The organism is Nocardia sp. NBC_00403, from assembly GCF_036046055.1.
Taxonomy (GTDB): domain Bacteria; phylum Actinomycetota; class Actinomycetes; order Mycobacteriales; family Mycobacteriaceae; genus Nocardia.
Genome location: NZ_CP107939.1, coordinates 5,003,768 through 5,017,774 on the forward strand (window position 1 = coordinate 5,003,768; position 14,007 = coordinate 5,017,774).

The 14,007-nt window shown below is 63.3% G+C and carries 13 protein-coding genes and 1 pseudogene; 3 read left to right on the forward strand and 11 right to left on the reverse strand.

Translation table 11 applies throughout. The annotated features are described in order from the left end of the window. Positions 1-508 precede the first annotated feature (508 nt). Positions 509-808 (forward strand): WXG100 family type VII secretion target, encoded by a 300-nt coding sequence (locus tag OHQ90_RS22200; protein ID WP_328400407.1) that lies wholly within the window; start codon positions 509-511, stop codon positions 806-808. A gap of 305 nt (positions 809-1,113) precedes the next feature. On the opposite strand, the gene OHQ90_RS22205 is transcribed toward OHQ90_RS22200, so the two are convergent. The 5 genes from OHQ90_RS22205 to OHQ90_RS22225 form a co-directional block, all read right to left on the reverse strand. Continuing rightward, positions 1,114-3,216, reverse strand: coding sequence for a glycoside hydrolase family 172 protein (locus OHQ90_RS22205; RefSeq protein WP_442941486.1), 2,103 nt, complete (start codon positions 3,214-3,216; stop codon positions 1,114-1,116). 260 nt (positions 3,217-3,476) lie between these two features. Further along, positions 3,477-4,397, reverse strand: a complete 921-nt coding sequence (locus tag OHQ90_RS22210) for a carbohydrate ABC transporter permease (RefSeq protein WP_328400410.1) — start codon at positions 4,395-4,397, stop codon at positions 3,477-3,479. Continuing rightward, positions 4,394-5,308: a carbohydrate ABC transporter permease gene (locus OHQ90_RS22215; RefSeq protein ID WP_328400412.1), complete on the reverse strand. Its 915-nt coding sequence runs from the start codon at positions 5,306-5,308 to the stop codon at positions 4,394-4,396. Before OHQ90_RS22215 ends, OHQ90_RS22210 begins: the two co-directional genes overlap by 4 nt. Positions 5,309-5,555: 247 nt before the next feature. Beyond that, complete coding sequence (locus OHQ90_RS22220) at positions 5,556-6,851, reverse strand: ABC transporter substrate-binding protein (RefSeq protein WP_328400414.1); 1,296 nt, start codon at positions 6,849-6,851, stop codon at positions 5,556-5,558. A 113-nt stretch (positions 6,852-6,964) separates the two neighbouring features. Further along, positions 6,965-8,089: a LacI family DNA-binding transcriptional regulator gene (locus tag OHQ90_RS22225; RefSeq protein WP_328400416.1), complete on the reverse strand. Its 1,125-nt coding sequence runs from the start codon at positions 8,087-8,089 to the stop codon at positions 6,965-6,967. Positions 8,090-8,314: 225 nt separating this feature from the next. Here OHQ90_RS22225 and OHQ90_RS22230 point away from each other — a divergent pair, with 225 nt between their 5' ends. Then, positions 8,315-10,420 carry a DUF6259 domain-containing protein gene (locus OHQ90_RS22230; protein WP_328400418.1) on the forward strand — a complete coding sequence of 702 codons (2,106 nt, stop codon included), beginning with the start codon at positions 8,315-8,317 and terminating at the stop codon, positions 10,418-10,420. A gap of 37 nt (positions 10,421-10,457) precedes the next feature. Here the strand turns inward: OHQ90_RS22230 and OHQ90_RS22235 are convergent, their stop codons facing one another. The 5 genes and pseudogenes from OHQ90_RS22235 to OHQ90_RS22250 all read right to left on the reverse strand — a co-directional run bounded on the left by OHQ90_RS22235 (position 10,458) and on the right by OHQ90_RS22250 (position 12,582). Further along, the gene (locus OHQ90_RS22235) at positions 10,458-10,634 is read right to left on the reverse strand and encodes a DUF4158 domain-containing protein (protein WP_328400420.1); all 177 of its coding nucleotides are present in this window, start codon (positions 10,632-10,634) and stop codon (positions 10,458-10,460) included. Positions 10,635-10,651: 17 nt separating this feature from the next. Further along, positions 10,652-10,837, reverse strand: a pseudogene (locus OHQ90_RS39470) (DUF4158 domain-containing protein); the annotation flags it as partial. Then, a complete protein-coding gene (locus OHQ90_RS22240; protein WP_328400422.1) occupies positions 10,749-10,970 on the reverse strand; it encodes a hypothetical protein in 222 nt (73 codons plus the stop codon). The gene OHQ90_RS22240 and the pseudogene OHQ90_RS39470, both read right to left, overlap by 89 nt. 324 nt (positions 10,971-11,294) lie before the next feature. Next, on the reverse strand, positions 11,295-12,185 hold the full coding sequence (yidC, locus tag OHQ90_RS22245) for a membrane protein insertase YidC (protein ID WP_328400424.1): 891 nt from the start codon (positions 12,183-12,185) through the stop codon (positions 11,295-11,297). Between the two features lie 97 nt (positions 12,186-12,282). Further along, positions 12,283-12,582, reverse strand: coding sequence for a DUF6412 domain-containing protein (locus tag OHQ90_RS22250; protein WP_328400426.1), 300 nt, complete (start codon positions 12,580-12,582; stop codon positions 12,283-12,285). Between the two features lie 150 nt (positions 12,583-12,732). On the opposite strand from OHQ90_RS22250, the gene OHQ90_RS22255 reads away from it, so the two are divergent. Beyond that, a complete protein-coding gene (locus tag OHQ90_RS22255) occupies positions 12,733-13,185 on the forward strand; it encodes a hypothetical protein (RefSeq protein ID WP_328400428.1) in 453 nt (150 codons plus the stop codon). Positions 13,186-13,194: 9 nt separating this feature from the next. Here OHQ90_RS22255 and OHQ90_RS22260 read toward each other — a convergent pair whose 3' ends face one another. After that, positions 13,195-14,007 (reverse strand): AraC family transcriptional regulator, encoded by an 813-nt coding sequence (locus OHQ90_RS22260; protein ID WP_328400430.1) that lies wholly within the window; start codon positions 14,005-14,007, stop codon positions 13,195-13,197.

Here is a 14,007-nt window from a genome sequence, read left to right on the forward strand (position 1 = left end):
ACTCTCGCGCAGCAGCACCTCGTCTACCGGCGGCTAGACGCCGAATCGGCCTCCAAGGCACGACAAGTCGCACACACGTCTGCACCGTGCCGGGGGTGCGACCTACAAGGTCGTCCGCTACGGGGACGACTTCGTGGTCCTGGTCCACGGCAATCAACAACATGCCGACCCTGCCCGAACCGAGGTCGCCGAGATTCTTGCGCCGACGGGTCTGAACCTGTCGGAGAGAAAACCCGTGTGGTGCACATGGATTCGGGGTTCGACTCCTGGGTTCGCGCATCCAGCGTCGAACCGAAGCATGAACGACCCGATAGGTACTGGCATCGAACCACGCGAGTGCAGTTGCAGGATCAGCGCGGAAACTTCTCCACACCACTGGCGGATCGATCGTCCGCTCGGCCACCGAGGTGCACTCCAAACACGCTGCAAAGGACGAATACTCGCCGTTCGGCCGCGGCAGCCCCGATGGCAACGCCTCGGCGTTGAACACGTCGAGTTTGGATCTGCCATGAGCTCTGAATTCAAGGTTGACTTGGACCATCTCGATGAGATCGTGGCACGTCTGTCAGGGCTCGCTGGGTTCATAGGCGAGCATCTCGACGAGATCGACGACCGAGTCGCGACCTTGACCGGCAGCGGCTGGGAAAGCGTTGCCGCCCAGGCCTACTCCGAGGCACACACCCAATGTGTCGCTGGTGCACGGGAATTTGTCGAAAGTATGCGCGATATGAGTGATGCCGCCAGGGCAGCGCACGCCAGATTTCTCGAATTTGGTCATTCTGAGACTCGGCACTCGTGTGTCAGTTGAGCGAGCTGCGGATTCGTCAATCGTGTCAGTAAGTCTCGTCACGGCATGTCAGTGATTCCCCAGCGCTTCCCGAGCCGGGCTCCGTGTGGCCGGAATGTCAGTAGGTGATTCGTCACAACTGACACCGCAATCGCCGAGGAGGATGTGCCAGGTTTCGATGTCACCTTCTACTGGTGCCGCCTTGCGGGCGAAAAGGCGTCGAAGGGACTGTACTGGTGGTGAGCTTGGACAGGCCCCTCTCAGGATTCTGGCCCAGCTGGGTGCACCCAGCTGGAGGAATGACGCCTCGTACCGGGGATGAAGCTTCATCCTGCCAGTGGGTCGGCGGAGTACTGTGTGGCTGTCCACGGTGGCGCGCCGGTTGTGGGCGTGAGCGTCACCGTGATCTCGGTTTTGCCGGCGGTTGTCGACTCCGGCAGCAGGTAGGCGTCTTCCAGCCAACGGTGGATATCGTTGCTGCGGGCTTGAAGCCAGGTTCCGGCGGGTTTGTCGTCGACGAGTACCTGGGCGGACTGGTTGCCGGCGATCTGGTCGGAGATTCGGCGCAACACAACGCCGTGGTTGTCGGGACGTATCCGCAGCCGGAAGGTGACCCTGCCGCTTCCCACCTCGACCGTGCCGGGTACCGCGACCGCGTCCTCGGTCCCCTCGTACTGGCTGACCAGGTGGTACTGGGTGCTGTCGGGGTCGGCGTACGCATGCTGGGCACGACTGGCCGGATCGGCGAGATCGATGCTGTCGCTGCCGGTCGTCGCGGCGTCGGGCTGGGTGTAGAGGAAGGTGGTGGAGCTGTAGTCGGCGTCGATGAGGTCGCGTTTGCCGTGTTCCATCCCGAACCGTATCCCGGACCGATAACCGATGGCGTCGGCGAGCATCACCCGGTAGGTGGACAGGCAATAGTCGGGGCAGCCGGGACCGGCGTCGCGGTGGGCCGGCATCCCGGTGAATGGGGCGGTATAGATCGTGCCGCCGACCGGGAAGTGATCGGGCTCGGCCGGGTTGTCGGGATACCACTCGATATGCGCCAGGTAGTACCAGCCGCCCTCGTAGAAGTCCTCGGTCCCGGTGCCATACAGCTGCGGCGAACGCAACCCGTCCACATAGACGCGGTCGGCGCCTTCGAGGAAGGTGGGGACTGCGGGCGAGAACGAGGTCGGGGTGCGGGTGCCGCGCATGGTCTCGTTGACGCCGACGACCTTGCCGTGCCCGTGTTGATCGGCGAATATCCAGTCTTTGCCGGACGTGGTCGGCTCGGCGCGAGAGATGGTGGTGAAATACCCGACGCTACGGTTGTCCAGCGCCTTCGCCCAGCGGGGATCCGGCGCGGACGCGACGTCGGTCTGTACTCCGGTCACCGGATTCTTCGTAGTGTTGACCAGGCTTACTTTCGCGTCGTGCCCGTACGGCATCGGCCACCAGCTCGACATCCAGCCGTTCGGATCGGCCGCGAACAGCAACGACCGCACCGGTGCGGCACCCAATCCCGAGCCGAAGAATTCCCCGACCGGGGCATCGACGGTCTGGTGCCCGTCGAACGTGATCCGCAGCTGCAGACCGGCTCTGACCTCGTCGCTGTCGGTCGGCAGGCGCAACCGCAGCGCAAGGATACTGCCGGATCCGGTGGGCGTGGCGACTGGAACCTCGGCGCCGGGTGGGAGGTCGACGGTGTGGATGTCGTTGTGAGTGTCCGGCATCGCGGGTTTGGGGTCGCGGGTCCCGGCCGCCCGAAGGAGCGTCACCACGTCGTCGGCGCGGTCGGACGGATCGAAAGTCCGCACCCCGTTGGCATCCGGAAAATGACGATAGTAGACGTGGTAGTACTTCAACTTCGCTTGGACACTGATGCGCATCGAGTCGCGGTACGCCATCGGCACTTTGAGATACACCCCGCCCGCAGCCTGCTCGGCATTCGCTACAAGCGGGAACACGTATGGGGCGCCGAGCCGGCCGTCCACCACCGACTGCAGCGGCGCGTCCAGCACGGTTCGACCGTCGAGCTCGATCTGGATGTCCCCCATGGCCGATACATCACCTCGAACACCGTTGACATCATTGGTGAACCAGATCGAGGAGATCTCGCCCGCGCCCGCGTCTTGGGCGATCACACATCCCGCACCGCCGGTGCTCAGACATCCCCCGCTGCCGTTCTGATTGCCGGTGTACGCCTCGTACGTGCCGCCGGAACGATCGAAACTGGAGAACTCGAGTGTCCGAGATCCGCCCGGTAGATTCGGCAGTCGATCCAGCCGGCGGTAGGTGTCCCAACCGACCAGCGGCGCTTCGGATTCGGTGTGTTCCGCTGTTTTCGGGTCGGGCGTGCCGACGCTCGGTGCACTGCATCCGGCCACCAGCACGGCCCCGACAGCAGGCCCAGCCAATACACGCCACCACCGACTCCGCCTCGACATCATTGCCATACCTTTCGCTACTTCCTTCCGACGCGTCAACGTGAGCGAAACAACTTCACTTCGACCACAAGAGTCGCCCCTGCGGTACCACCACCGTCGGGAAGCCACACCGTGCGGGCGCCGCACCCCGACAATCACAGCGGCACAAAGCGATCCGACATTCTGGTGTGCAGTACCACAGTTGAAACCACAGAGCCGAAAGATCTGGGGCGCGTATAGTTTCGTCGCCTGCGGGTCCGTCGAGCGACCTCCATGTGCGGCTATTTGACCGCCCCCTCCACAAGCCCGGAGATGAACTGCTTCTGCGTCAAGAGAAATACGACGAAGATCGGGGTCGTCGCCATGGTCAGGGCCGCAAACAACTGCGGATAGTTTGTCTGTCCCATCTGCTGGCTGAAGTTCAGTAATCCGACCGGGATTGTTCGGACGCTGTCGGACTGGGTCAGTGTGAGGGCGAGAATGAATTCGTTCCAGGTGTTCAAGAATGTGAGGATGACAATCGTGGCTATTGCGGGGCGTGACAAAGGCAGGCATATCCATACGAATATCTGTCCTAGGTTGCAGCCATCCAACCGTGCGGCCTCGTCGAGTTCGGCTGGAAGGCCCTGAAAGAACGAAGTCGCGAACACCACAGAAAAGGGAAGCGCACCAGCAGCATACGGGAGGATGAGTCCCCAATAAGTGTTGATGATGCCGAGATTCGCTTCGAGCTCGTACATGGGGATGATGAGCAGTTGCAGTGGCATGAACAGGGTGATGATGAACAACCCGAAGATCACTTTGCCCCCGATGAACCGGGTCCTCGCCAAGGCGAAGGAAAGAGGAAGCGAGAGAACGAGGACCAGGAGCACGCTGAACCCGGTCACGATCACGCTGTTCAGCAGATAGCGGCCGATGTTGCCGACCGACCATGCATCGAAGAAGTTCTGGAAGTCCCAGTTGGAGGGCAGGCCCCAAAGGTTCGCGAAGAAGGTGCTCTGCGTTTTGAACGCGCCGAGTACCATCCAGACCAGCGGATAGACGAATAGGGCGCACAACAGGATCAGCGCGACTGCCCTGGGCATTCCGAATATAAATCTGCGCTTACGACGGGTTTTCCGCGCCGGTTCATTCGCAGCGGTCGCCAGGCCCGCGGCGGGAACGGCGACACCGGTGTCGACCATCAATTCGTCCCCTTTCATGCGTTGTAATCCGAACGAAGCAGCCGGATCTGGATGAGGGTGACGACGGCCACGACTACGAACAAGACTGAAGCAAGGGCGGAGGCGAACCCGTACTGCTGCACGTCGAATGCCTGTCGATACATGAATGTCATGACGGTGTCGGTGGATCCGTCTGGACCGCCTTTCGTCATGACGTAAACGAGATCAAAGACATTGAAGCCGCCCGCGATTGCGATGATGAGGTTCAAACCGATCATCGTGCGCATGGACGGCACCGTCACGTGGAAGAACAAGGCGATTCGCCCCGCACCATCGACCTTGGCTGCTTCGTAGAGTTCGGGTCGCACGGCCTGAAGGCCGGCGACGAATAGGATGACGTGATAGCCCAGCCACTTCCACACGTCGACGGCCATCACCGAGCACAGAGCCAAGCCGGGCTGTCCGAGCCACGGCGTGGTGTGCGGCAAGCCGAGCGCGCCGAGCGTTCCGTTGAGAAGGCCCTGGTTTGGGTCGAGAATGAAGGTCCACAGTACACCGACGGCCACGAACGACATCAGTACCGGTATGAAGATGACGGAGCGGAATAGGGCCACACCACGAGTACGTCGTGCAACGAGCAGCGCGATGAGGAGCGCGAGCACGACCTTGGCGACGCCCGTTCCGATCGCATAGATCGCCGTGTGCTCGAGCGTCTGGTATGTCTGCGATGATGTGAAGACTTGTTTGTAGTTCTGTACGCCAGCGAATACCTTGGGGCCGAGGCCATCCCAGGAGAACAGGCTGTTCGCGAAGGCGTTGACCAATGGCCACAGCATGAAGATCGCGAAGAGCGTGAGCCCGGGCAGCGCCATGATCAGCGCCCAGGGGTCGAAGTGGAACCGGCGGGACCGCCGCCGTGGTACGTGCACAGCTTGCGTCTGCGCTGCCATCGGTTCTTCCTGAGGTTGTCGGTGTCTGGGGTTGGTGCCGACCAGTGAGGGTCGGAGCGGTATCGACCTCGGCAAGGCGTCGCATCACGTGTGTACGGTCGACGAGAACGGCAAAAGGTGTGCCCGGCGCAGAAGGTCGGCAACCATCAGCGGTCGATCGAGGCGGTCGTGGAGCGGGCACGCGGCGACGGTGCGGAGGCCGTACAGACCGTTTTGAGACGACTGTGCGGACTCGCGCAGCAGTGCATCAATTGAATTTCCATCCGCCTGACTTGGCTTGGGTGAATGCGTTCTGCACGTCTTGCGACGCCTGCTGCGGTGTTCTCGATCCGGAGACCACACCGACCATGTTGTTCTGGTAGGCGGCGGTCACCTGCTTGGGCCAGTACCAGTCGAGGTAGGTGCTCGCGGTCGGGACAACGTCGTTCATGAGCTGGGTCTGCAACGTCGTGGATGCCGGCGGCTTGACGGATTTCACTGTCGGCAGGCAGATGGCCTCGCCTCCGGACAGGAGCTGCCTGTCGACAGCGGCCGAAGCCATGTACGTCACCAACTTGTCGGCGAGAGTCTTACGGATCGGGTTGATCTTCCCGTATCTGGCGGCGACGACACCGGCTCCGCCGAATCCTGTCGACGTTACGCCGGGCACGAAATTCGGGAACGGGAACGCCTTGACATCCATCGACGGCGCCTGCTGCACGATGGTCGATATGTCCCAGGAACCGCCGAAGAACATCGCCGCCTTGCCCTGAGTGAACAGTGAGACCGCAGCTGGCTCCTGCAGACCCTGCCACCCGTTGGCGAAGACATCACCGGCACCGAGCCTGGCCATCTGGGCCAGGGCCTGGGTGTACTCCGTCGAATCAAACGCGGGACTGCCGGTTTGCAACGTGTTGAACGTCGTCTCCGTCGAGGTGTTCTTCGTGGTCTGCTGAAGCATCTGCATCATCCACATCGGCCAAAGGTATGTCTGGCCGCCCGGCACGCTGACCGGTGCCACCCCAGTGCCCTGCAGTTTTTTCGCGTCGGCGATGAGGTCGTCGATCGTCTTCGGCACTGTGAGTCCGTACCTGTCGAAGATCGCCTGGTTGTAGACGAACGCCGTCACGTTCACACCACCGACCCCGACCGCGTAGAGGTTCTCGTTGATGGTGAAAGGCGCGTAAGCCGCCGGAATCAGGTCACTGGTGTCGACGTCACCTCCGAGAGAGCCCACGAGCCCGCGGCTCTGCAAGTAGCGGATGTCCTGCCCGTTGGCGAGCAGGACATCGATTTGGCTCCTGCTGTTGACGGCGGGGGTGAACTGCTGGATGAAGCTCGAGCTCGGATAGCTGACGACAGAGATCGAGACGCCGTTCTCCTTGCCGAACTCGTCGAGGACCTTCTGGTAGTTCGGGTTCCCCGGATCTGTGCTGTAGACGACGAGGTGCTTGGCGTCGCCGTCCGATGAGGAACATGCTGTGACACCGATAAGCGCGGCAACGCTCGCGACAAGCGCGACCACCGCACGGAACCTGGATATGGCCACTTCTAACTCCAGCATCGGGGGAGTGGAACTGTTCGATAGCCCATCCGGCAAACGTTTGCCGAGATGTGTGCTCTATCCCAACACGGCTTGCGGAAGACGGCATGTCCAGCCTTGGGAACACTGGCGGGTCAGCCGGTAACCGTGCGCAACCTGCTGGAGTCGCGGATGACGAGCTCGGGCTCGAGGACTGCGTGCAGTGGATCGTCGTCGCCACGGACGCCGGCGACGAGATCTGGCACGGCGATCTCGGCCATGTCGTCGACCGGCTGCCGCACGGAGGTGAGCCCGCTCGCCTGGGCGATAAGCGTGTCGTCGAAGCCTGAGATCAAGATGTCGCGGGGCACGGACAGGCCCTGCGCCGTGAACTCCTGAAGTGCGCCCAGGGCGATGAGATCGTTCGCGCAGATCACGCCGTTCACTTCCGGCCAGAGGCGCCGTACCTTGTGGGCAGCGTCGCGGCCCCACTCGACAGTGAAATCTCCGACCAGGACTCGTCCTGCCGCTGCGGGATCCTTGTCGGGCGCGATCTGCAGAAACGCCTCCTGACGTTCCCATGAGGTGGCGACGGAGGGATCGGAGCCGAGGAACGCCAGATGGATGCGGTTCTGGGCCACCATATGATCGACGAGGAGTTCAATCGCTGCACGTTGATCCATGCGCACATACGCCTTCTGCTCATCGACGACGCGGTCGAGTTGGATCACCGGAACTGTCTGCGCCGCCATGTCGATCGTTGCTTTGCTCAGAAATCGGTGGCTCGCCGAGATCAACAGTGCGTCGATCCGTTTGTCGAGCAGAAGTCGCACACTTTCGGCCTCGAGGTCGGCGCTGTTCCGCGAGTCGACCAAGAGAAGACCGAAGCCGGCGCCACGCGACCGTTCCACGACAGCCTGCACGAGCGACGGGAAGAACGGATTGGTGATGTCGGGGACCACGAGGCCGAGGGTTCCGGTCTCCTGCCGTCTGAGGGACCGGCCGACAGCATCCGGACGGTACCCGAGCAGCAGCGCGGCCTCCTTCACACGCGCGGCCACATCGGGGTTCACACGACGGGCGCCCGTCAGGGCTCGCGACACGGACGACGTGGACAGGCCAGCGACCCGCGCCACGTCGTGGATCGTCACCCTACGTTGCAGCGTCATGACACTACCTTTCTGTCGCCCGGGCATTGTCACGAGCGCTTCGGTAATACTACTGTGCCGAAGCACATAGGAAAACGTTTGCCCAATGCAACCAGGCCGCGAAGGAGCCACCGTGGAACCCGAACGTCGCTCTCCTGCGGGCACGGTCGTCGCAGTCACCACCAGCCAGTTCCGGAGTCAGCTGCGCGACCGCTCGCGGACTCGTGCGATGCGCAAAGGCCGGCGTCACCGCGGGGCGTGCGACCGTCTCGCCAGTCGCTGTGGTCCGCGGCGGAAGCCAGTTGCGCGGATGGCTGCTCGGCAACATCTTGGCGACCATCGGCGTGGTCGTGCAGGATGGGAAAGAAAGATATGAGCGGCGATATCCGCGGGCTGGAGAGCGACTCGACGAGGGTGGGAATAGCCGCGGACACTGGGGCGCTGGTGGCGTACGTCGATGTCGGCTCAGGGTGGAGCGTGGTCGGACGGGAGCCGCTCGGTATCTCGTTCCGCCTGCTCCTACCGCTCGAAGGACGACGAAACAACTCCGTGTTCGGCGTCCACCAACGACCGCCGTCTATCGAGGCGGATGGAACGTCGATCGAGCTGCGCTGGAACGGCGTGCGGTCGCAGTTCGGCGGAGAGCACGACATCCGGATCGTGCAGCGATACCGTCTTGATGGCCGTCGGCTCACGGTCGAGACAAACGTCGACAACAGATCGGACCTGATCGTCGAGAACGTCTTCTCGCCCTGTATCGGTGACCTCCGGCCCGCGCCGGGTGACACCCGGCTCGAATCGATCGGTCATGACTACGGCGCCGGGAGCCGACAGCGGCTGTGGCCCACCTATGAGAACAACGTCGGCTATTTCGGAGTCGATGTGCCGACTCAGCTGTCGGAAGGCAACTACGGAACGCCGGCCGCGCCATACCGACTCATCCAAGGAGATGCTCACGGTCTGTACCTGGGTGTGGCGAACAGCAGCACCGAGCTCGTCGCCTGGCATTCCGAGCTTTGGCCCGGCTACGGTGACTCGCTCGAGGCGACTGTGCCCGAGACCGACGAGATCGACGGTCATCCCGTGGCGATCACCTACGCGGCAGTGCATCTGCCGTTCATCCGTCCGGGAGAATCGCGCGATCTGACACCGCTGTTCCTGGAGGTCTATGACGGCGACTGGCACGTGGGAGCCGATATCTACAGGAAATGGCGAGACATGTGGTTCCGACGTGCGTCCGCGCCCGAATGGGCGCGGGAGCCGCACTCCTGGCTGCAGATTCAGATCAATTCACCCGAGGACGAACTACGCCTGCCGTTCGAGCGGCTCGTCGAGGTGGGGCGTGAATGCGCCGCAGCCGGTGTGGCCGCGATCCAGCTCGTGGGGTGGAACGACGGCGGCCAGGATCGCAACAACCCGTCGCATCAACCGGAGCCTCGGCTCGGCGGTTTCGACGCCCTCGCAGCCGCGATCGCCGAGGTACAGACGCTCGGTGTAAAGGTCATCCTGTTCGCCAAGTTCAATTGGGCAGACCGGTCGACGGCCGCATTCCGTGAGCACTTCATCGACCACGCCGTCAAGGATCCGTACGGCGACTATTACATGCACCCCGGATACAGATACGAGACGGTCACGCAGATACTCGATATCAACACCCGACGCCTGGTTCCGATGTGCTTCCTCTACGAGACCTATCTCGAGGAATGCGCGCGACAATTCCAGATCATCGTCGACTTGGGCGCTGACGGGATGCTTTTCGACGAGTGCCAGCACCACTCGCCGACACTGCTTTGCTTCGACGAACAGCACGGCCATCGCTACGGTGCGCCGACATACGCGAACGATCGTGAGCTGATTCATCGCCTCGACACCCAAGCGCCAGAGGATTTCCTCTACGCGGGCGAAGGGATCTACGACTGGCAGTTCGATGCGTACACGGTCTCCTATCACCGCAGCGAAGACCGACACCATCTCCCACTACATCGCTACACCCAGCCGCACGCGCAGTTCATGACCGCTGTCACCGGCTTCAACGACCGCAACATGATCGCTCAATGCCTGCTGTACCGCTACATCGTGAGCTATGAGCCGTTCAACTTCAAAGGGCGGCTACCCGACTTCCCGAGCACCGTGGCGTACGGCGGTCGAATGGATGCATTGCGTCGAGAAACGCGGGCCTGGACGTGGGACGGCCGCTTCACCGACACCGTCGGAGCAAGTGTCACGCACGCGAACGGGCGAGCGCACCACCCGTACACGGTCTTCGAGGCCGAGGACGGCAGCCACGCGGTTGCCGTCGCGAACTACGACCCCAGCCCGACTTCTGTCACTATCCGCGTCGACGGATACGACGGGCTGCTCTTCGCCAAGGCAGTCGACACCGACGAATGGCTCGAACTCAGCGGTGGACGGTTGAATCTCGGTCCTCGCTCCGCCGCGGTCGTTCTGCCGCGGGTGCCGTAACGATCAGCACGAAATGTCTGCCGTCGGTGACCAGCCGTTACAGGGTCGTGACACCCGGCAGCAGAGCATTGCGTTCCCGCAGCCAGCCCACCGCGCCCGCGAGCAGGACCTTCGGGCCGTCGCCGGTCATCCACCCCTGATCAGCGATCCACTCCAGCAGCTCGGCCTCGACCTGCGCGAACGAGACCACCCCGCCCTGGGCTGGGTCTCCCAAGCGTGTTCGAACCTGGTCTTCTCCCGGTCGATGTAGGACTTCACGCACGACGGATCCGCGATCTCCAACTGCTCGGCCAGATAATCGACCAGCTCACCAGGAACATCGAGCGGATCAGGCAAAAACATCCCCAAGTACCGAACAGTGACCAGCTGAAGCGCGAATCCCAGGCGATTCGAATCCCGCCGGCGGCCCGCGATCAGCTCCCGATCCTTTGTTGTCGAGATAAAAGAACTGCTCCAGCTCGACCCTCGACAGCACACCGAACTGGCCGTACCCGGCCCCGCCCTCATCACCCACAAAACCGACATGCAACCACCACACGCCCGCCAGCACCCGCCGATCCAGCGAATTAACCTCCACAGCAAAGCGTTTCGGTCGCCAGCACCCGCTAGCGCCAGTTTCCGTTCAACTGGACCCCTCATGCCGAAACGCGGTGGTGCCAGCTGCGGGTCGCGCCACGTCAGGATCTTGTCGTTGATCGTGAGTATTCCGGCGCCGAGGAAGACATGATCGGCCAACAGCATGGAACTGGTGAGGTGCGAGCCCAGCGAGCGCCCGTGCCGAGGTGGTCCGCGCGCTGTCGAGCCGCGTACTACGTGCAGGCGCGCCCGGCTGGCCCCATGCCGCCCCACCCGGGAAGTAGGGCGGCGTAAGTGCTTACCGTCGGCGTCGGTTCGGCTTAACGCCTGGCTTGGGAGCGGTGTTTGCCCGCGCCGCTGCGACTCGTCGTGCTTCGGTGGCCGATTCGGCGTCGAGCCGTCGGTAGACGAGGTGTTGCTGCGCGAGAGTCCACGCATTGTTCGACACCCAGTACAACAGGATCGCCACCGGCAGCAGCGCGCCACCGACGATCGCGCCCGCGGGAAACACCCACAGCGACAACGTGTTCATGAGCGGCAGCTGGTTCGTGCTGGGGTCCTGCCGTGTGATGGCAGCTCTGGCGGTGAAATGTGTTGCGACAGCGGCGATCAGCATTAAGGGAATCGCGACTAGAGCAACGGTTGAGGCGAGGCCGACTGTATTGGCCAACGTTGCCGACATCGGTGCACCGAACAGTTTGGCCTGCATGAAGGATTGCACGTCCGCGGCGGTGAACATGTAGTTGGGTGTGACGGCATTCTGGGCAGCCGTCATCGGGGCGGTAGGCGTGAGGAAGGGCAGGTGCCCGGTCGTGCCGGTGCGGTCGAAGGACCGCAGCACGTGGAACAGGCCGAAGAACACCAGACCCTGTCCGAGTATCGGCAGACAGCCTGCGAGCAGGCTGACACCGTGCTCTTTGTGCAGCTTCCGGATCTCGATCGTCTGCCGTTGCCGGTCGTCGGCGTATTTCTTCTTCAACGCCGTGATCTGCGGTTGCAGGCGCTTGACCGCGGCTTGGGTGCGCGCTTGTTTCAGGAACGGCAGAAATAGCGCCGCGCGCAGGGTGACGACGAGAAATACCACCGCAAGGACCCAGGAGAGCCCGCTGTCCGGGCCGAGGATCACGCCGAATGCGGTGTGCCACATCCAGAGAATGGCGGACACGGGGTAATAGATGAAGTCGAGCATGACGGAATACCTGACTGCGAAACGTGCGAGCGCGCACGGGAATGGGAATGGTCAGCCGGAATGCCGACGACACCACGCACCGGGTGCGAGGTGGACGTCAGGCGTCGGCGAGACCGGGCGCTCGAGGTCGCGGCCGACCCGCAGTGTCAGGATTGCTCTGGCGCAGAAAGGAACCCCGTCGCCGGCGTTGCGCGGAAGGCGGCGGGCCGGATCGGGCGACAAGTAGCGGCAGCCTGCGGGTGGTCTGCAGCGCGATGAGCGCGAAGACCACCGAAGCCGCCACCACGCCGAGCAAGGCCAGTGAGCCGTGCTCGTTGGTGGGTGCCACGATCAGCGCGAGCGCGGGGAGGACGACTGCGAAAACCGCAAACGTCGAGAGCTGGACCCGCGCGAACATTCCCCGAGCGTACCCGGTCGGTGTTGCGACATCGCGCTGTGTGCCGAATCTTCGAGCGCGTCGTGTCGGCGAACACATGCGCCGAAGTTATGGTTCGCGGGAGCTCCACACAGGTGTCGAAGGTTTGACCGGTGATTGGAGGGGTGCGCATTGAGTTACGAATCTGGCCCCGACGAATCGACTCGCGGTGGCGGCGCCGAATATGGGGTTCCTTTCACACGTGCGGGAATCTCGCAGCCCGTTAGTCGGCAGCGGATGCCGGAAGCCGTCCGTTCGGCCCAGGTGGCCGCCTGGTCTCTCGGCGCATTCGGAGCCGCACTCACGACCATTGCTTGGCGAGCCGAGAACGTCGAATTGGCGGGCGCCATGGTATTCGGATATTTCTTCGCCTGGCTGCTTGCCGTCGTTGCGTTCGTATTCGGTATCTTCGGTCGACCGGTCCAGGTGATCGGTGTCGCTCTCGCTGCGGTCGAAGCCTTCGTATGCCTCGGGCTGGTGGCGATCGGCCCGTTGACGGGCTTTCTCGGTCTCGGCCTGTCGGTCACGGTCCTCGTGCTGCTCTGCAAAGGCGAATCCACGGCCTGGTTCACCCGGGACCGTTGATCCCTAGGGCTACGGTTCGTCGCCGAGATCCCAGTCGACGTGGCTGCCCAGCGCCGTAGGGGGCAGACCGAAGATGCGGCGACAGGCGCGGGTGAGCTGGGCGCTGTCGGCGTAGCCCGCGGCGCGGGCAGCAGCGGTCAGGTCGTCGCCGGATCGGACCCGGGTCACGGCGACGTGCAGGCGCAACCAAAAGATGTAGGGACGCATCGGGATTCCCATCTGTTCGGTGAACAGATGTGTCAGCCGGGTCGCCGAAATACCGAGCCCGCGGGCGACGTCGGTGCCACGGACCGGGCCGTTGCGAATCAACGTGGGAAGCAACCCGAGCGCTTCGGTCACCGCGGCATGCCGTGCGGGGTTGCCGCTGTGGTGCTCGTCGTGCTGGAGATCTCGGACGACATCGGCCACCATGTCGGCCAGTGCCGCTCCCGTTGGATCGACCGGCAGTGAGTGGGCGCTGTCTGCCCAACCGTAGGTGTGCGCCCTACGGTCGGCGGCCGCGCCCGCGGCGGTCTCGGGATCGAGGTAGATCGCCGTGCCGCGCTCGGCGCCCGCGGCGATCCGGTGCGGCGCGTCGGCGGGGACGATCACGTGGGTGCCCTGATGGCGAATGCCGCTGGCGTCCACCACGATTACCGGGGTACATGCGGCGACGATCTGCACGGCGTGATGGGCATGCAGTGTGGTCGGGCCGATCGAACCGCCGAAGGCGAGCACGCCGGCCCGCAGCAACGCGCTACCTTCGCTGCGAGCGTCGCCGGGTGGGCCGACGGCAGCGCTCGCGGATCGAGGTGAGGTCGAGGTAACCAGAGCCTTCATCAT